Origin of the sequence: Vagococcus hydrophili (assembly GCF_011304195.1) — a bacterium.
GTDB classification, from domain to species: Bacteria; Bacillota; Bacilli; order Lactobacillales; family Vagococcaceae; genus Vagococcus; species Vagococcus hydrophili.
In genome coordinates this window covers 439,516-457,856 of sequence record NZ_CP049887.1, presented here as the reverse complement: position 1 = coordinate 457,856, position 18,341 = coordinate 439,516, and the positions used below count along the sequence as shown (strand labels likewise).

22 protein-coding genes are annotated in these 18,341 nt (G+C 31.5%); 14 read left to right on the top strand and 8 right to left on the bottom strand.

The features are described from left to right. Positions 1-7: 7 nt before the first annotated feature. From G7082_RS02195 to tagD, 7 genes are all read left to right on the top strand, one after another. A complete protein-coding gene (locus tag G7082_RS02195; protein WP_166033536.1) occupies positions 8-1,267 on the top strand; it encodes a glycosyltransferase in 1,260 nt (419 codons plus the stop codon). Continuing rightward, a complete protein-coding gene (locus G7082_RS02190) occupies positions 1,264-2,694 on the top strand; it encodes an O-antigen polysaccharide polymerase Wzy family protein (RefSeq protein WP_166033535.1) in 1,431 nt (476 codons plus the stop codon). The genes G7082_RS02195 and G7082_RS02190 overlap by 4 nt, the downstream gene beginning before the upstream one ends. A 19-nt stretch (positions 2,695-2,713) precedes the next feature. Further along, entirely contained in the window at positions 2,714-3,841 is a 1,128-nt protein-coding gene (locus G7082_RS02185; RefSeq protein WP_166033534.1) for a glycosyltransferase family 1 protein, read from the top strand. 3 nt (positions 3,842-3,844) lie between these two features. Then, a complete protein-coding gene (locus G7082_RS02180) occupies positions 3,845-5,260 on the top strand; it encodes an MATE family efflux transporter (protein WP_166033533.1) in 1,416 nt (471 codons plus the stop codon). A gap of 15 nt (positions 5,261-5,275) precedes the next feature. Then, a complete protein-coding gene (locus G7082_RS02175) occupies positions 5,276-5,788 on the top strand; it encodes an acyltransferase (RefSeq protein WP_166033532.1) in 513 nt (170 codons plus the stop codon). A 31-nt stretch (positions 5,789-5,819) separates the two neighbouring features. Continuing rightward, positions 5,820-6,776, top strand: coding sequence for an NAD-dependent epimerase/dehydratase family protein (locus G7082_RS02170; protein WP_166033531.1), 957 nt, complete (start codon positions 5,820-5,822; stop codon positions 6,774-6,776). Positions 6,777-6,858: 82 nt separating this feature from the next. Continuing rightward, complete coding sequence (tagD, locus tag G7082_RS02165) at positions 6,859-7,266, top strand: glycerol-3-phosphate cytidylyltransferase (RefSeq protein ID WP_086950879.1); 408 nt, start codon at positions 6,859-6,861, stop codon at positions 7,264-7,266. 111 nt (positions 7,267-7,377) lie between these two features. Here tagD and tnpC read toward each other — a convergent pair whose 3' ends face one another. From tnpC to G7082_RS02150, 3 genes are all read right to left on the bottom strand, one after another. Beyond that, the gene (gene tnpC, locus G7082_RS02160; RefSeq protein WP_166033530.1) at positions 7,378-8,880 is read right to left on the bottom strand and encodes an IS66 family transposase; all 1,503 of its coding nucleotides are present in this window, start codon (positions 8,878-8,880) and stop codon (positions 7,378-7,380) included. Between the two features lie 91 nt (positions 8,881-8,971). Beyond that, on the bottom strand, positions 8,972-9,328 hold the full coding sequence (gene tnpB, locus G7082_RS02155) for an IS66 family insertion sequence element accessory protein TnpB (RefSeq protein ID WP_166033529.1): 357 nt from the start codon (positions 9,326-9,328) through the stop codon (positions 8,972-8,974). Beyond that, entirely contained in the window at positions 9,318-9,509 is a 192-nt protein-coding gene (locus tag G7082_RS02150; RefSeq protein WP_166033528.1) for a hypothetical protein, read from the bottom strand. The genes tnpB and G7082_RS02150 overlap by 11 nt, the downstream gene beginning before the upstream one ends. 112 nt (positions 9,510-9,621) lie before the next feature. Between G7082_RS02150 and G7082_RS02145 the strand changes: the two genes are divergently transcribed. The 3 genes from G7082_RS02145 to G7082_RS02135 all read left to right on the top strand — a co-directional run bounded on the left by G7082_RS02145 (position 9,622) and on the right by G7082_RS02135 (position 11,008). Then, positions 9,622-9,837: a hypothetical protein gene (locus tag G7082_RS02145; protein WP_166033527.1), complete on the top strand. Its 216-nt coding sequence runs from the start codon at positions 9,622-9,624 to the stop codon at positions 9,835-9,837. Then, entirely contained in the window at positions 9,830-10,438 is a 609-nt protein-coding gene (locus G7082_RS02140) for a Fic/DOC family protein (protein ID WP_166033526.1), read from the top strand. Before G7082_RS02145 ends, G7082_RS02140 begins: the two co-directional genes overlap by 8 nt. A gap of 174 nt (positions 10,439-10,612) precedes the next feature. After that, positions 10,613-11,008, top strand: a complete 396-nt coding sequence (locus G7082_RS02135; RefSeq protein ID WP_166033525.1) for a hypothetical protein — start codon at positions 10,613-10,615, stop codon at positions 11,006-11,008. Between the two features lie 330 nt (positions 11,009-11,338). On the opposite strand, the gene G7082_RS02130 is transcribed toward G7082_RS02135, so the two are convergent. From G7082_RS02130 to G7082_RS02115, 4 genes are all read right to left on the bottom strand, one after another. Then, the gene (locus G7082_RS02130) at positions 11,339-12,130 is read right to left on the bottom strand and encodes a glycoside hydrolase family 25 protein (RefSeq protein ID WP_166033524.1); all 792 of its coding nucleotides are present in this window, start codon (positions 12,128-12,130) and stop codon (positions 11,339-11,341) included. A 72-nt stretch (positions 12,131-12,202) separates the two neighbouring features. After that, on the bottom strand, positions 12,203-12,415 hold the full coding sequence (locus G7082_RS02125) for a DUF2922 domain-containing protein (protein ID WP_166033523.1): 213 nt from the start codon (positions 12,413-12,415) through the stop codon (positions 12,203-12,205). Positions 12,416-12,439: 24 nt separating this feature from the next. Beyond that, a complete protein-coding gene (locus G7082_RS02120; protein ID WP_166033522.1) occupies positions 12,440-12,649 on the bottom strand; it encodes a DUF1659 domain-containing protein in 210 nt (69 codons plus the stop codon). Between the two features lie 80 nt (positions 12,650-12,729). Next, positions 12,730-13,230 carry a sigma-70 family RNA polymerase sigma factor gene (locus tag G7082_RS02115; protein WP_166033521.1) on the bottom strand — a complete coding sequence of 167 codons (501 nt, stop codon included), beginning with the start codon at positions 13,228-13,230 and terminating at the stop codon, positions 12,730-12,732. Positions 13,231-13,441: 211 nt separating this feature from the next. Here G7082_RS02115 and G7082_RS02110 point away from each other — a divergent pair, with 211 nt between their 5' ends. From G7082_RS02110 to ntdP, 4 genes are all read left to right on the top strand, one after another. Beyond that, the gene (locus tag G7082_RS02110) at positions 13,442-14,218 is read left to right on the top strand and encodes a competence protein ComK (protein WP_166033520.1); all 777 of its coding nucleotides are present in this window, start codon (positions 13,442-13,444) and stop codon (positions 14,216-14,218) included. A gap of 55 nt (positions 14,219-14,273) precedes the next feature. Further along, positions 14,274-15,071 (top strand): recombination regulator RecX, encoded by a 798-nt coding sequence (recX, locus tag G7082_RS02105; RefSeq protein WP_166033519.1) that lies wholly within the window; start codon positions 14,274-14,276, stop codon positions 15,069-15,071. After that, positions 15,064-16,257: an A/G-specific adenine glycosylase gene (gene mutY, locus G7082_RS02100; RefSeq protein ID WP_166033518.1), complete on the top strand. Its 1,194-nt coding sequence runs from the start codon at positions 15,064-15,066 to the stop codon at positions 16,255-16,257. Before recX ends, mutY begins: the two co-directional genes overlap by 8 nt. 106 nt (positions 16,258-16,363) lie before the next feature. After that, positions 16,364-16,900, top strand: a complete 537-nt coding sequence (gene ntdP / locus G7082_RS02095) for a nucleoside tri-diphosphate phosphatase (RefSeq protein WP_166033517.1) — start codon at positions 16,364-16,366, stop codon at positions 16,898-16,900. Between the two features lie 76 nt (positions 16,901-16,976). On the opposite strand, the gene G7082_RS02090 is transcribed toward ntdP, so the two are convergent. After that, on the bottom strand, positions 16,977-18,098 hold the full coding sequence (locus tag G7082_RS02090) for a hypothetical protein (RefSeq protein WP_166033516.1): 1,122 nt from the start codon (positions 18,096-18,098) through the stop codon (positions 16,977-16,979). Between the last annotated feature and the right edge of the window lie 243 nt (positions 18,099-18,341).

Below are 18,341 nucleotides of genomic sequence, written 5' to 3'. Positions count from 1 at the left end.
GGTAGATATGGGAAAAAAATTAATTTTGTTGACCAACTATTATCCTTATTATAAAGGTGAAGAATATTTAGAATCAGAAATCAAGCATCTTTCTAATACATTTGAAAAAATTATTATAATTCCAACTATGATAAATGAGAAAATGAAAGTTACAAGAAGTACACCAAAAAATGTGGATATAATTGAGATTAACTATCATCATACAACTATTAGTAAACTGAAAAACACAGTAAAGAGATATAAAGGAGAAGACGTAGAACAGACTACTAAGCAATTTAAGTGCTTATTATATCAGAATTATTTTAGTAATCGTTGTGAAGCGGTTTTTAAATTAATTTCTCAAAAGTTATTTTCTCAAAAAAATGATTTTATTGTTGATAATATGGAAGTGGTTATTTATAGTTACTGGCTATATACCACTTCTCAAATAGGAGTACTTCTAAAAAGAGAGTTAATAGATAAACATAATATATCGGTTAAATTAATTTCCAGAGCACATAGATATGATTTGTATGAGAATGAAACACGCTTAAATTTTCTACCATCAAGAAAATTTTTATTAAAAAATAATGATTATATTTATCCTTGTTCAGATGATGGAGCTGAATATTTAACAAGTAAGTATCCTAAATATTCAGATAAAATAATGTCTAGAAAGTTAGGAACTAGTTATAAAGGAACCAATATATTTACTAATGAAATTCCATTTGAAATAGTGTCTTGTTCAGCTTTAAGACCAATAAAGAGAATTAATTTAATAGTAGAGGCTTTAGAAATTTTAGAAAGTAAAAACATAAAATATCATTGGACACATTTTGGTGACGGTGAGGAATTGGAAAATGTTTCTAAATTAGCTCAGTTAAAGTTGAATAAAAGAAATTATAAGTTTAAAGGATTTGTTAAGAATTCAGAAGTTATAAAATTCTATAAAGAGAACAGTGTGGGATGTTTTATAAATGTATCAGCTTCTGAAGGAATACCGGTATCAATTATGGAGGCATTATCTTTTTCTATACCAGTAATTGCAACAGATGTTGGTGGAACAAGAGAGATCGTTTTTAATGGAGAAAATGGAACGTTGCTGAAGAAAGAAACAGGGAAGAAAGAAATCTCAGAAGAGATTATGAAAATCATTTCTTCAAATATCCAAGAATATAACAAAATGAGGGATAAATCATATTATATTTGGAAATCAATGTATAATTCTGAAATATTATATAAGGATTTTTCATTAGAAGTTCTAGAAATGAAGGGTGAAAAAAATTGAGAATATCAATCAATAAATTATGCTCATATATACTTTTAATAGTATCAGCTATTATTTTCTGTATTGCTTTTTTTAATAAAAGTATTGAAGTAAAAGCTGTAGGTATATTCGTTATCTTGATTTCAAATATGATATTATCCTTTGAAAATATAAAAAAAAATGTGTTGTTTTTATTATTTAATATCAGCTTTTTTCTATTTTTATTTTCAAGATTTAGTTTAAATATTTTTTTAAATTATGAATCTACAGAATATGGAATGTATGGTACAAACTTCACAAATATGGAAACTATAAATTTTATGCTAGATAGTTTATATATTTCACTCTTTTTCTTGGTAATGGGTTATTTATTTTTTTCAAGAATAAACTTTACTGAGAAAAAAGAAAATAAAGATAATAGTCTCTACTATTTCAAAATAAGTAGTATGCTTTTCTTTGTGATTACATTTCTGTTTAAATTTATATATATAAAAGATCAAAGTAGTTTTGTTTCAAGTACTTCATATTATGACTTTTTTTTAAGTTATCAAAGTAATCTTCCAAGATGGATTGTCAAATTGGCAGAAATGAACCTAATTTCATATGTTGCCTTTATCTCTTCGAAACCAAACAAGAAAGAATTTAGAATAATAACGGGTTTATTTTTATTAGTTAGTTTATATTCTATGACTGTAGGTAGAAGAATAGAGTTTATGTTAAATATCTTACTAATTGTTATATACCTTACATTGAAAAATGATAGTGATAGCTCTAAGAAACTATCCTTTAAAAATAAACTGACAATAATATTAGGAAGTCCTTTTTTATTGATTTTATTAAATTCTATTTCGTCTAAAAGAGATTCAATTCACCAACAGACATTGGGATTATTTGGAAATGTAAAAAGCTTCTTATTTTCTCAAGGTGTAACTGTAAATTTGATAGGTTATACATATGAATTTAAAGATACATTACCAAAAGGAAAACTTTATTCATTTGGACCGTTAATAGAATTTGTTCAAAGCAATGTTATCTATAAAAAAATATTTGGAAGTACAGCTTTTTCTGGTCAAACTGTTGAAAGAGCTATGGAAGGGAATTTATTTGCTCATACAATATCGTATTATATTATGCCAACTGCATATTTATTAGGAAGAGGATATGGATCTTCATATATAGCAGAAGTTTACTATGATTTTGGCTTTATAGGGTTAATAACAGCCAATATTTTTATCGGCATGTTGCTAAGCTTGCTACCTAGACTTTTAAATAAAAACAATTGGATACTTAACATATTTTCCTTTATGTTTATGCGAAATATTTTATTAATTCCACGAGCTGAGTTTATATCATTCGTGTCGAATAGCATTACATTTATTAATATATTAGGAATTTTAATGATTTATTTTTTAGGTATAACTATTAAAAGAATAAAAAAAGAAAAGTAACAAAGGAGGATATATCATAGTGGGTAAGCCATTAAGAGTGATGCAAATTGGAATGACTCCAAATCAAGGCGGATTAGAGTCTTATATTATGAGTATGTATAGAAGTATGGATAGAGAAAAAATTCAATTTGATTTTTTTTCTTTTAAGGATGAGAAGATTGCTTATCAAGCTGAAATTGAAAATTTAGGAGGAAAAGTTTATGATGTTGGTTATAAAAGAAGAAATATTTTAAATCATTATTTAAGATTTCCGTTCTTTTTTTTTAAAAATCATCCAGAAATTGATGTTGTTCATTTCCATAAAACTTCATTAATCGACATTGAATATATAATGTTGTCTTATTTTTCAAAAGTTCCAGTAAGAATCATACATTCTCATAGTTCAGGGAATATGTTTAGTAGTGGTAAACTAGTAAAAAATATTGAAAAATGGAATAAAAAAAAGATAAATAAATTTGTAACAGATAAATTTGCTTGCTCTGAATTGGCTGGTGAATGGCTGTTTAATGATAAAAATTATAAAGTTGTAAAAAATGCAATTAAACTAGAAAAATTTAGATTTAATAAAAATAAAAGAGTAGAGCTCAGAAATAAATTTAAACTGGACGACAAATGCTTAGTTATTGGTCATATAGGATATTTTACTCCTGTAAAAAATCATGAGTTTATATTAGAAATGTTTAAAAGTTTGTTAAAAGAAAATGAAAATAGTTGTTTAATTCTTATAGGTGATGGAATTTTGAAAAAAAATATAGAAGATTTAGCTATAGATTTGGATATTCAAAATAAAATAAAATTTTTAGGAGTTACTGATGATGTCTCAAGTCTTCTAAGCATGATGGATGTTTTTATTTTACCTTCAAAATTTGAAGGGTTACCTATATCAGCTGTTGAAGCACAATGTAGTGGTTTGCCTACATTATTATCCGATAAAATAACGAAGGAAGTTAAATTAACAGAGCGTTGTCAATTTTTATCTTTAAATGACATTAATTTATGGGTTACAACGATAAAAAAATATAGAGAAAATACGATTGATAGAGAATCTGTATTTTATAAATTAAAAGAACAGGGATTTGATATAGATGATGAGGCCAAAAAGATGGCAAATTTTTATGTAGAATCTATAAAAAATAAGGAAATTTAGATTATGAAAAAGAATACAGTTTCACGAAATCTATCATACTCTTTATTATCGAATATTGTAATTACAATTTTATCCATATTAATCATTTTAGTTTTACCTAAACTAGTTTCTGTTACTGAGTATGGTTATTGGCAATTATATCTTTTGTATGTATCATATGTAGGTATATTTCATCTAGGTTGGGTTGATGGTATTTATTTAAGATATGGTGGTAAAAGTCTTTCTGATATTAACAAGTCTACTTTAAATAATCAAATTATTTTATTTATATTTTTTGAGACAGTGCTAACCATTATTTTACTTTTTTTATCTTATAATTTTGAGACGAAGCAACCAAAATTTATTATCTATTTTTCCATTATCAACATACTTATTTTAAATTTTAAGTCATTAATTATGTATATATTACAATCTTTTAATAAAATAAGAGAATACTCAGTTATGGTAATTATTGATAGAATTATATTCTTAATTGTTTTTTTAGCATTGATATTAATAAAAAAAGTTTCAATCGAGTATTTGATGATTTTAGATATTTTTTCTAAATTTTTATCTGCATTAATCGGTGTATACTATATTAGAGTTGTGTTTTCATTTGTTTTTAAATTCGAAAAAATAGATTTTATAGAAGTATACAAAAATATGAGTTCGGGTATAAAACTATTAATGTCCTATTTATGCAGTATATTTATAATAGGAATTTCCAGACTGAATATTGTATCTGAATGGGGGATTGCAACATTTGCTAAAATTTCGTTAACACTTAGTATATCTAATTTTTTATTAGTATTAATAAATTCTATAGGAGTAGTTCTTTATCCAATAATTAGAAAAGTCCAAAAGGAATTGCTTCCTAGTATCTACTTAGCAATTAGAGATGTTCTAATGAGTACAATACTATTATTATTATTAGGATATTATCCATTAAAGTATGTACTGAATATTTGGTTACCAGACTATTATCAAAGTATTTACTTTATGGCTATACTATTTCCTATGTGCTTATACGAAGGTAAAATGTATTTACTAGTTAATACATATTTAAAGTGTTTACGCAAAGAGAAGATATTAATGAAAGTGAATATTGTTAGTTTATTACTGAGTATTTTTTTTAGTTTTGTATCAACAAAAATCTTTCATTCTTTGAATTTAGCAGTTGTAAGCATATTAGTGGTATTAGCAACTAGATGTATTTTAGCAGAAGTTTATATTTTATATAGTTTAAAAATCAAGTCATATAATGATATTTTTTATGAATTATTACTAACAGTAATTTTTATATGTAGTTCTTGGTTTTTGTCGCCTTTACTAGGGAGTTTTTTGTATTTAATATTTTTATTGTTATACTTATTCTTAAAAAAATCTAAAATTGTTAATTCATTAGTTATGGTAAAAGAATTATTAAAAAAAGAAATATAAAAAAGGAAGATGTTTATGATAATGATTGATAAAATAAATTTTTTCTTTTCTCGTAACGGATTTACAAGAGGAAAAATACTAAAAAAGAAAAAATATTTGAAATTTTGTGGTGACAATGTTTTTTTTCAACCTAGAAAAATTCCTAGTGATGCTAAGTTAGTATCGTTAGGCAACAATGTAGTTATTGCTTCTCAAGTAGTCTTTATCAATCATGACGTTATGCATCATGTATTTAATAACATTGAAAAACATTCTACGAGTTATCATATGGGAAAAATAGAAATAGGAGATAATGTATTTATAGGTGCTAATACAATATTATTTCCTAATATAAAAATTTCCGATAATGTAATTATTGCAGCTGGCAGTCATGTGTATAAAGATATAAATCAATCTGGTGTTTATGCTGGAATTCCTCTAAAAAAAATAAAAGAATTCGAAAAAGTATTTGAAGTAAGAAAAAAAGAACATAGTATGAATAAAGATTTATCAAGAGAAGAAATTATAAAACAAATATGGAAAAGTTGATTCCAATAATATTTGATAAGGAAGATGTTTTATGAAAAAAATTCTAGTAACTGGTGGGGCAGGTTTTATTGGATCTAATTTAGTGAAAAAAATTTGTATTAGCAATGAGGTAGTTATAATTGATGATTTAAGTATGGGGCGAAAAAAAAATATTAATAATTTACCTAATGTTACTTTCTATGAGAAATCAGTTTTAGATAGACATTTTATGGAAGATATTTTAATTCAAGAGAATTTTGATTGTATATACCACCTAGCAGCAATCGCAAGTGTTGCAGATTCTATTGAAAGACCATCAGAGACCCATGAAGTAAATTTTGATTCAACACTGTTTATTTTAGAAACACTTAGAAAAATGGAGAATCGTAATTTAAAACGATTAATTTTTTCTTCATCCGCAGCGGTTTATGGAGATGATAAAGAACTACCTAAAAAAGAAAATTCACCAATTAAACCTTTGTCACCTTATGCAATTGATAAATTTTCTTCAGAAAAATATACACTAATGTATAATGATTTGTATGGTGTGCCAACAAGCAGTGTTAGATTTTTCAACGTTTACGGACCAAATCAAAATCCAAGTTCTCCTTATTCTGGAGTAATGTCGATCTTGGTAGATAGATATGTTAAAAAAATAAAAAATGAGTCTTCTGAATTTAATCTTTTTGGAGATGGAGAACAGTCTAGAGATTTTATTTATGTTGATGATGTTGTAAAAGCACTAGAAATTATAGCATACTCTAATGATTCAAAAGGGAAAGTTTATAATGTGGGAACTGGAAATGAAACAACTATTAATGATTTAATATCAATAATATCTAGGTATTTAAATGAAGAAATTAAAATTAATAAATTAGAAGAGCGTTCTGGAGATATCAAGAAATCAGTTGCAGATATTTCTAATTTAAGAGAATTAGGATTTGAAGTAGATTATACAATTGATAATGGTTTGAAATCGTATTTAAAATTTCTAGATTTAATTAAATAAAACCAATTAAATAGAGTTATTTCATATTTTGAACTTTTATGCTATCCTTAACCATAACAACTACATTAAGGTGGAATACAAAATGAGAAAAGTAATTACATATGGAACATTTGACTTACTACATTATGGTCATATTAATCTATTGAGACGTGCGAAGGAGCAAGGGGATTACCTAATCGTTGTTTTATCTTCAGATGAATTCAACTGGGATGAGAAACAAAAGAAATGCTACTTCTCTTACGAAAAGCGTAAAATGCTTTTAGAAGCGATTCGCTACGTGGATTTAGTTATTCCAGAAAATAACTGGGATCAAAAAATGACAGATATCGAAGAATTTAAAGTAGATGTTTTTGTCATGGGAGATGACTGGAAAGGTAAGTTTGACTTTGTGAAAGAAACAGGAGCAGAAGTCGTTTACCTAGAACGTACACCAGAGATTTCAACCTCTCAAATAAAAAAAGATTTACACGAGAAAAACGCCGCTAAGTAATTAGCGGTTTTTTTGCTCCGTATGTATTGTGATACAATGTAAGCGGGAAGTAATCGAGTATATGCCAAATAAGGCGTCACTCTGTCATAATATGACAAGTGGCTCCTTATTTTATCGACACGTAGCTTGAATCTGTTCTGACCAAGGTAAATAAACCTCAAGTGCTTTAGAATTTGAACTATCTTCTAAATTAGGAAGATGCTTAAACAAATATTCTAAATACTTCACAGGAACTAAGTTATTAGCTTTAGCCGTTTCGATGATAGAATAAGCGATTCCGTTAGCTGTTGCTCCCCGTTCACTCGCAGAAAAATGCCAATTTTTTCTGCCAATCGTTGTTGGGCGAATACTTCGCTCAGCTAAATTATTTGATAAGGCACATCGACCATCCTCCAGAAAATTCATCAAACCAGCCTTCATATTAAGCGCATAGTTAACCGCTTTTCCTAATTTCGAACCTGGAAGAGCTCTGAAAGAAGCGATCCATTGCCAGAATTCATCAAGAATGGGTTGGCTTTTTGCCAACCGTAAATCATATCTTTCTTGATGGCTTAATCCCTTCATTTCTTTTTCAATATGAAAGAGTTGATCGCAATAGGTAACTCCTTGGCTTGCCGGAGTATCTTTAGAAGAGGAATCTTTCGCTTCAAAGAATTTTCTTCGGACGTGAGCCCAACAATTAACTAACGTCGTATTCTCAATCGATTTGTAAGCCGAGTAGCCGTCACAATGCAAATAGCCTGAGAATTCGGCTAAAAATTGTTGAGCGACACTACTTTTACGACTCAGGTCATGATGATATAAAATAATTGGATACTCTGCTTGTTCGATGGTTCGAAAGAGCCAAAAGTAAGACTTTTCTTTTTCACTTGATAAAACATTATAGTAAGTTTCATCCGCATGGATGAGCTCTTCTTTGACTAGTTTCTTTTTGAGCTCCTCCCAAATAGGTGTTAACCATTTTTCACATGAGGTGATGAACCAGTTTGCTTGTGTTCTACGTGGCACTCGTAATCCATAAGATTCCCACTCCTTTTCTTGTCGATAAAAAGGCAAACTCATTTCTATTTTTTGATGAAATAAGTGAGCTAAGATAGAGGCAGACGCCAAACTATGAGTGATTGGTTGTTTAGGAACAACGGCTTTTTTTATGGCATCAGCTCCATCTTTTTTACAATTAGGGCATTCGTAGGCATGTTGGTAGTACACATTTTTATACATCTTTGCAGGAACAAAAATAACTTCTTCACGGATTTTAGATTTACCAATATCTTTTAAATCAGAACAACACCAATCACAGGTGCAGTCTTCTCCTTCAAGCTGACAATGAACTTCTTTTATAGGTAAATCTTTTGTGAGGGCTGCTTTGTAGCCTTTTTTCTTTTTCCGCTGATAGTTAATTTCCTCAAAGACGGTTTTTTCTTCAGTTGTCTCTGCTAGATTAAAAGACGAGTCCTCTTCAAATAAATCTAATTGCCCATTAGGGTCAATTGATTTTTCAGATGAACGTCCATACAATTTATTTAAAAGAAATTGATTCTGTTCTCTTAGAAGTTTAAGTTCATTAGTTAAAGCTTCGTTTTGTTTTAACAATCGTTCTTCAAACTCGGTCAAAAGTAACACCTCCATTCACACATGATATGATAGCTAATTCTATCAATAATACGACGAAAAACCGTCTATAATTTTCATTATAAACGGCTAATTAAGAAACAAATCCAGTTTTAGCTTTTAATATCTTTTTTCTTTGTTCGATGGATAAACCTTCTAATAACCAACGGAGTTGTTGTTGCGTTAATTCTTTGACTTCTTCTTGTTTTCTAGGCCATTGTAATTTTCCATTTTCAAACCGTTTATACAGGAGAATAAAACCATCCCCTTGCCAGTAAAGTGCTTTGAACCGGTCTGAACGATTGCCACAAAATAGAAATAAGGCATCCGAATAAACATCTAACTCATATTGATTCATGATAATTGAAGCCAGACCATCAATCCCACGTCTTAAGTCTGTCTTACCACAAACAATATAAATAGTTTGTATCTTCGTATAATCAAGAACCATGATTGAACTCTTTCAATGCAGCGTTAAGAATATAGTTATTACATCCATTGTAAATCGTAATATCCATATTATCTCGTTTGACTCGTAAAGCAATTTTTTGCGTGGTTTGATTGGGTGTAGGGGCACTTTTAGGCGGTGTCGGTTGTAAAGAAACGGGAACAATTTCTTGTTTGTCTATCATTGAAAAACCTCCTCGTTATTTGTATCTTAAGAATAACCGAGGAGGTTAGATGTGACTATATACTTGGTTACTTCCCGCTTACGATACAATAAGGTAATCTAGGAGGGATCATATGGCTAATTACAAATATTCGGTAGAAAATACAACTAAAATTCAGCGTGAGAAATTGAAAAAAACTGCTTTAAGCTATTCTATCTTAGATGCACCAAAACCTACGCAAGGAACACGGGATTTAGTTGATAGATATGTTGATGGTGATATTGAAATATCAGAAGCGTTAGCTTTAACTATTGAAAAATACCGAAAATTAGGAAGGTCACGTGATTGATCCGTATATAGACCCAAAAACAAAAATATTGAAAAATTTACTAGGAATTACCACAGAAAAAGTCTTAACTCAAGCAGAAGCTGATATTACTTACATGAGGCTACTTGATAGTGATGCCTATTTTGAAAAAGATGAATTAAATTATTTAGCCATTTTAGAAATGCATAAGTATATTTTCGGTGATATCTATTCCTGGGCGGGTAAGACTAGAACGTTAAATATTTCAAAAGAAGAGAAAGTACTAGGTGGCGCTTCGTTAGTTTATACTGATCATGTAGAAATTGAGAGAAAAGCGACTGAAATAATCAGTGATATGAATTCAATTGATTGGTCTTCTTTGAGTCTTTATGAAACCGCTTTTAAGTTTGGCGATTTAATCGCGAAATTATGGCTTATTCATCCCTTTAGAGAAGGTAACACACGAACAGTAATGAGATTCGCAGGTATATTTGCAGCATCAAAAGGATTTCCACTAGATGCTAAGTTACTAAAAAATAATGCAAGCTACGTTAGAGACTCACTTGTCCTATACAATGTTCCAGAAAAACCAGAAAAAAATTATTTGCTAAAAATAGTAAAAGACTCAATTAACAATTATTAGTAACAGGTAAAAGTGGTAAATTTTAATGCAATCACTGGTCAATACTTTCGCACTCAGTGGCTCATTTGTTCGCCGAGGTGGTCAATTATGAGTGCCGTCTTCATACTGATATTGATTTACTGATTGATTCTAACGAGCAAAATGAATTTTTAGATCTAAGTAATGAGGAACTCTTTGGAAGATAAAACAAAGATTTTTGTAGGACTTACTGATAATGCCAAAAAAGATTTCAAAAAAATAGATGGTGTTAGGCGTAAGTGGGTGATTGCGGTAATAAAAAGAGTTGAAGAAAATTATGCCGAATTAAAAATCAGTGGTGTAATTGAGCCTTTAGAAGATAAAAATGGTATAAATTTAAAAGGTTACTATAAACTAAAGAATCCTAAATTAGGTGTACGAATGGTTTTGAGTATAAGTAGTGATGGATTAGGTGTATCTGTCGTATCAATTACAGGAAGTGATTTAGAAAAAAATGAAGCAGATTTAATGGCTAGTGTGGTCGCAATTGATCAGAGAAAAGAATTAGAAGTATATAAACAGGCAGCAAAACGTATAAGGAAAAAAATGTAGTGAAAAAGGCGATTAGCTCCAAGCAATTGGAGGAACTAAAAACCAATCCACGACTTTCGGATTGATTTTTAGTTGTGAAATTGTCGCGGGAGTTGCCTTTTGAACTCTAACTAAAAAAATGTAGTGAAAAAGGCGATTAGCTCCAAGCAATTGGAGGAACTAAAAACCAATCCACGACTTTCGGATTGATTTTTAGTTGTGAAATTGTCGCGGGAGTTGCCTTTTGAACTCTAACTAAAAAAATGTAGTGAAAAAGGTGATTAGCGCCAAGCAATCGGAGAAATTAAAAAAAGAGATTAACTCAACATGTCTGAGTTAATCTCTTTTTGACTATTCTACCAGTTCAACATAATCCTTACGAAGTGTAACAAAGACTTCACGATGATTATAGTATATAAGAGCATGCGTTGTTGTTTCGGTGTGGCAAATGGCTTGAATATCAAATACAGTGCTTTTGGAAAACAACATCCCGGTATCTTTTTTAAAAAACTCATCCGCCTTAATGATAAGTGGTTTGAGAGCTTTAAATCGTTTGCCTCTTACATGATAGTTGGGACAGTCTTTGGCTTCTTTTTGTCCGTATTTATTAAAGGCATGTAAGTCACCGTAAAAGTAACTCGTGTCATAGGGTGAGCTTGTATACTGCCACATAGCATAATCAAGCCACTGGGTGAGTTCTGGTAGGTTACTAGAGTATTTAGCAATCCATAAACCATAATCCCCAGCAATCACTTGTGACCAATCCTCCGCGTTAGCATCACTTTCATTCATATAAATCAGTGGTTTGACTTGTGTTTTTTGATAGATGATATCTAAAAACAGCTTAGCTTGATCAGCACCTTGTCGACCATAATCCTCATAGTCGAGAACCAGGAGACATTCTCCAAGGTAAGGAGTGACATAAGACAGAAAGAAGTTAGCTTGTTCTTCCACGGGAGATTGATCTAAGAAATGATACAAGCCAAAAGGTTTACCTAAAGCGCGTGCTTGTTGGATAAACTCTTCAGCGGTATCATCCTTAAAGTAATTCCCTTCCGTGAGTTTGAAGATAAACGCATCCGCACTCAGTGAGTTTAAATCTAATCCTCTTTGGTGGTTTGAGATATCGATAACAGTTAACATAGACATTCTCCTTTAATTAAAAGACTATAACAGAACGAAAATGTTTTGTTATAGTCTCTTGTTTTTTATTTCTTAAAACAATTCAGTTGTAATCGTTTCTGTGTACTTAGCTGATTTAGTTTCCGCGTACATTTTTTCGCCAGTTTTTTCGAAGAGATCAAGCCCTGTGATATCGTCCATGACCGTTTTCACTGTACCAGCATCTAATGTTTCGCTGGCTACTTTTGGTCTTAGGTAAGTTTTCTTTCCTGTTTCGTTTAAAAAAGTCATTGATAATTTTTTCATGATAATCGCTCCCTTTTATTTTTTTTAGATGTCAAAGCGTGATTTTTCAATCACCATAACTGAATTAATTGCTTCTTCTTGTGGTGCTAATTGCCCCATGAGTTGACCGAATTGGACGATTTCTTCATTTTTTGCGTCCTTTTTCATATTATTTAATGTTTGGCGACGTGGTCTTTCTTCACCCACGTTGTTGTAATGTAGTTCTAATTTTTTTCCTTCAAAGATTGGTTCCATCTTAGCCACTTCCTTTTAATTTTTTAGTAAGTTGCGCGCCCTACACTATTAATAACGAAATGAGTTGGGAAAATGTCACCCTAAGTATTTAAAAATTTTATCACTTTCAGTGCGACACGGTTTCGACATTTATAAACAGTGTTCCGACTGGTTTTATTCTTTTTGGCAATCTCTAAAATAGATAAATCATGAATATAAGCATCTTCAAGGAAACATCGTTCTATATCAGTTAAGAGAGGGCTGATTTTTTCTAAGAGTTCTTTTACTTCTAGTAAGTCATCAGCTTCTTTATCTGGTAGTTGTAAAAGCGTGTCATCACTTGAACTGTTTTCTTGGCGTTCAGTGTTCAGCCTTTCTTTTCTAATTTCGTCGGTAATCTTCCAGTAAATTCGTTGATAAACGTATTGATTAAAGGTACTCATCTCAGTGTCTTCTTCTATAAAGCGTCGGTGTGTTTCAATGAGTGTCCATCTGGCAATTTGTAAGTAGTCTTCAAATAATGGGTGATAAGTTGTCACATGGCATTTTTTTAGTGCTCCTAGTATTAGGACATGATGCTCTTTAATTAAGTCATTTTCCACGGTAAACACTCCTCATGATTTTTAGACCGGCCAGTCAAGAAGAGTATATAAAAGTTTTTAAAAACAAGTCATAATGAAAAAACATGATGATTTGATTAAAAGGTTCAAATATCCCTCAATATTTATTGATAAATAACAAAAATGTGTGCTGTGATTTCGTTGTTAAGCGTTTTCATGGTTTTAAAAATTAATTCAATTGGAGATGATACAGATGTCACTTCTAGAACAAAAAAAGAACCACTATGTTGAGTTATTACACGGTGAGGAAATAGCCTTGGCTGATATTTCCGAAAATTTTAAGGATTGCTGGTTGTATGACGGTTCAGTTAAAATTAATCACCGGACGATTGGTTTATTTAATATTGAATCCAGTGCGCACAAGTACAAGTCGTTGATTTTAAGTAGTGAGATGGAGCCAGTAGTCACGAAGCTTCGAACAGGAGAACTGATAGGAAAGTACCGAGAGGCAAACAATTACAATTATCTGATTCATAAAAAAGTCATGGAAGAAGTGTTTGAGCAGAGTATTTATAAGTTTCCAGAGATCGAACCAGATTTTTTATTCGTTCCTTTAGAAGGTCCATCCAAGGGAAACGTGAATTATATTAATTTTACGATGTTGAATGATGTGAGAGCTATTTCTAATCATGAATCCGTCCTATCCTTTTATAACCATCTGGAAATTATTATTCCTCAAAGAATCCAATCTCTTGAAAAACATTTGGATCGCGCCTTTGAATATTACACGGTGATCACTTACTTTTCTGACTCTTACAAAGTGGACAAAGAAAGTTTGAGCTTTGTAACACATTGGGAAGGAGCCTATCCCAGAATAAAAAAAGAGTTAGCCGGAAAAGCCGTTCAAAGAACTTCTCGGAATAATTATCAACGTTTAGTGACAAAATACCAGACAAAAAAATTATTTCCAAGTGCGGAGGACATGATCGTCATTGCTAATTTTTTTTTGATGTATAAGAGTGTGTTTTAGAGAAGTTTTTCAGATTATGCTATAGTTAGTATTAGCAAATTAGAAGGTGAAAAACATGGAAATCATACAATCAATTAGAAAATTAAAAAACAATCACTATAATGTGACAACAAAATCAGGGCGCAAAATCAGAGTCTCTGAGGATACCTTGGTAAGGTTTAGATTACTTAAAGGTCAAGAAATTGAAGATGACGCGTTAACTGAAATCGAAAAAGAAGCAGAGCTAGACATTGGTTATCAATTTGCCTTGTCTTATTTGAGCTATCAGTTAAGGTCTGAGAAAGAGATCAGAGATCATTTAAAGAAAAAGGAAGTTTCTTCTGAGGGGATTATTTATGTAGTGAATAAACTACATGAAATCAATTTATTGGATGATTTAGTTTTTGCGGAAAGTTATGTTCGAACGGTAATGAAAACTCAAGATAAGGGACCGCAAACGGTGAAGCAACAACTATTTAAAAAGGGGATTTCTGAGGACAATATTGCTAAAGCTCTTGAGTTATTTACCTTTGATGAGCAAGAAGAGATGGGCATGCGACTTGCCGAAAAAGCGCTAAGAAAATATCAAAATAAAAGTCACAAAGAAAAAATTAACAAAGTTCGTCAGCATTTATTTACAAAAGGGTATAGTGGCGACGTGATTGAGCTGGTTATGAGTAACTTGGAAGTCGAGAAAGATGAGGACGATGAATGGGACCGAATTATGGTAGAAGGTCAAAAACTATGGCGTAGACATCAGCGACTTGACGCTTCAAAGAAAAAGCAAAAAATCCGCCAATCACTTTTTCAAAAAGGCTATGATTTTGATTTGATTAATCGATTTATTGAGGAGAAAGAACTAGAAGATGAATAAGACACAAATTGTATGGAGTGATGAAGAAAAAGCAGTCATGAGTCCGCGACTTTTAGACTGGTATGATCAGGAGATGAGGCTACTTCCTTGGCGAGAAAATACGGACCCCTACCGTGTGTGGGTCTCAGAGATTATGCTTCAACAAACTCAAGTGGTCACGGTTATTCCTTATTTTCACCGTTTTTTAGATTGGTTTCCGACCATTAAAGATTTAGCAGAAGCTGAGGAAGATCGCTTACTAAAAGCCTGGGAGGGACTTGGTTATTATTCCCGCGTTCGCAACATGCAAAGTGCGGCTCAGGATATTATGGAGCGATTCGGTGGGAAGATGCCTAGTAACATTGAGGATATTTTAAGTTTAAAAGGAATCGGCCCTTATACAGGTGGTGCGATTGGTAGTATTGCTTATAAGCTTGTTGAGCCTGCGATTGATGGTAATGTGATGCGCGTTTATAGTCGTCTTTTTTGCTTAGGGGATGATATCGGTGAAGCAAAGTCACGAAAGGTGTTCGATGAAAAAGTTCGGGAAACGATGAGTCAGGAGCGTCCGGGTGATTTTAATCAAGCTTTGATGGATCTAGGGGCGACTGTTTGTACACCCACTTCTCCTAAGTGTGAAATTTGTCCTTTGAAAGAGATGTGTGGTGCCTTGTCTCGTGATCAGACCACTGATTTTCCTGTGAAAAAGAAAAAAATCAAGACGGTTCCTATGTTTTATGTGGCACTAGCAGTTCAAAATGACAAGGAAGAATACCTGTTAAATAAGCGCCCAGAAGATGGTTTACTGGCGAATATGTGGACGTTTCCTTTAGTTGAAGTTAGTAAAAGTGTTTATACACAAATGGCTCAAGACTGGCAAAATTATCAGCAAGATACAAAGGAGCCGAATCTTTTTGATTTTGTGGCAGAAGAAGATGTTTCTTTATTAGATGATAGTTTAATCGGTTTATTGAACGAGGAACAACCAGATGTCATTTGGCAAAAGCAACCAATAGGCGAAGTGAAGCACGTCTTTAGTCATAGAAAATGGCATCTCTTATTAGCCAAAGGATTTACTCGAGTGGAAAAAGAATTAAAACTAAAAGAAAATGAGCAGTGGGTACATGTAGAAGACTTTGATAGCTTTGTCTTTCCAAAACCTCAACAAAAAATGGTGGTTATATTAGACGAAAAAAGAAATAAATAGTGCTATTAAAATAAGATATATGATATAATAATTTTGATATTGGTGTAATGAACACCCTAGTGTAAAATTTGGCAAAAAGAGCCAAGGAAAGCAGGGTAATTGAGGAATGCGTGTACCTAAAGAAGGAGAGTTTATAACGATCCAAAGTTACAAGCATGACGGAAGTTTACATCGAACTTGGCGTGACACGATGGTATTAAAAACCAGCGAATGTTCTATTATCGGGATGAATGATCACACCTTAGTGACCGAAGCCGATGGTAGAAGATGGGTGACACGAGAACCTGCTATTTTGTATTTCCATACAAAATACTGGTTCAATATAATTGCTATGATACGTGAGAAGGGAGTTTCTTATTATTGTAATCTGGCTTCGCCTTATGTTTTAGATGAAGAAGCCTTGAAGTACATTGATTATGATTTGGATATTAAAGTTTTTCCAGATGGCGAAAAGCGTCTTTTAGATGTGGATGAGTACGAAGACCACAGAAAAGAGATGAATTATTCCGATGAAATTGATCTTGTATTAAAAGAGAACGTCAAGATTTTGGTAGACTGGATTAACAATGAAAAGGGCCCTTTTTCTATGGAGTACGTTGATGTTTGGTACGAAAGGTATCAACAATTATCAAGAAGACAGTAACACTAATCCATCATGTTGCGTAGAAAATAATAAAAAGAAACGTTAGGAGATTTCCTAGCGTTTCTTTTTTTATTATTTATTTTAAAGCACTTTCGATTTCTTTATACTGTTCTTCTGATAAGACAGCTTTATATGTTGTTAATAGCTCTTCTTTTGTTTTATCATCGATTTGATCTTTGTGTTCTTTGATTGCTTTTAGAACTTCTTGGAATTCTGCATCAGAAACTTCTTCTTTTTGTCCTACAGGGGCACCTTGTGGGAACATTTTTTCTAATTCTTTACTTGAGATGATATCTTCTTTTTTAGGCATTTTGATATCCGCTTTTTTGTCTTTCATTGTTGTTTCAAATTTAAGTTTCATTGATTTAATGCCAGTATCTTCTTTAGGCGTCATTTTCATTGAAACTTTTGTTGTGTCTTTTTTAACGTCAATATTTGCGGTCACTGTGATATCTTTTAAATCATCAAATGCTTTATCTAAATCAGCATCTTTGTCTTTTGCGTTTTCAGAAACAATTTTAACTAATTTAGTCATTTCTTCTTTAGTGAAAGTGTGGCTAATGACATCATCTTTTTTAGTGAAAGTCTTTTTATCTAAGCCTTTTAAAAATTCTGAGTATTTTTTAGCCATCTCTTGACGATCTTTTTCTGATTGTTGTAATTGTTTTGAAGCGTCTTGTAATTCTTTTTTGCCAACAGTATCTGCATCAATATCTAACACATCAATGTATTTACCTTTTAGTTTTGACATATCCATTTTGCTTGTATCCACAGCACCTTGAGACATTGAGCCTACAATATTCATAATGTACTCATAAATATCTGTGGCAAGGTACATTTTTGGTTCTTTTCCAAATGAGCCTACCATATTAACAGGCATTTCCATACCAAGTGCTTTGACTTTCATATCAAGACCAAAAGCCATTTCTTTTTCAAAATCAGCTTTCATTGTTCCGCTAATAGCAGCATCTTTCATTTGTGTGACCATCATGTTCATCATAGGGTTAGCAGCTTTATCTGTTGAAGGGTCACTAACTTCGATGTCTTCAATGTTCATTTTGAAATCCCAAGTTCCAACTGTTTGTTTATTTTGTGATTCCATGTAGCTTACAAATTCATCCTGAGGGCTTTTCCCACAAGAAGCTAAAACAACAACTGCTAAACTAAGTGTAGCAAGCGTTCCTAATTTCTTTTTCATCTTTAAACACTCTCCTATTTATATTTACCTTTTAAATGTATAAAAAGATAGTAGTAATGTCAATTCATTTTCATTGTTAAATAAGATTGTTGGTTTATTCACGTATCTTTTAGGAAAAATGATTAAAGTGTTCTTTTATTTCTTAAAGAGAGATGGATGGTATAAAAAAGGTAAGCATGATATAATAAACAAAAAGGAACGTGCGCTAACACGTTCCCATGTAGAACCATTTAAGATGGTGAC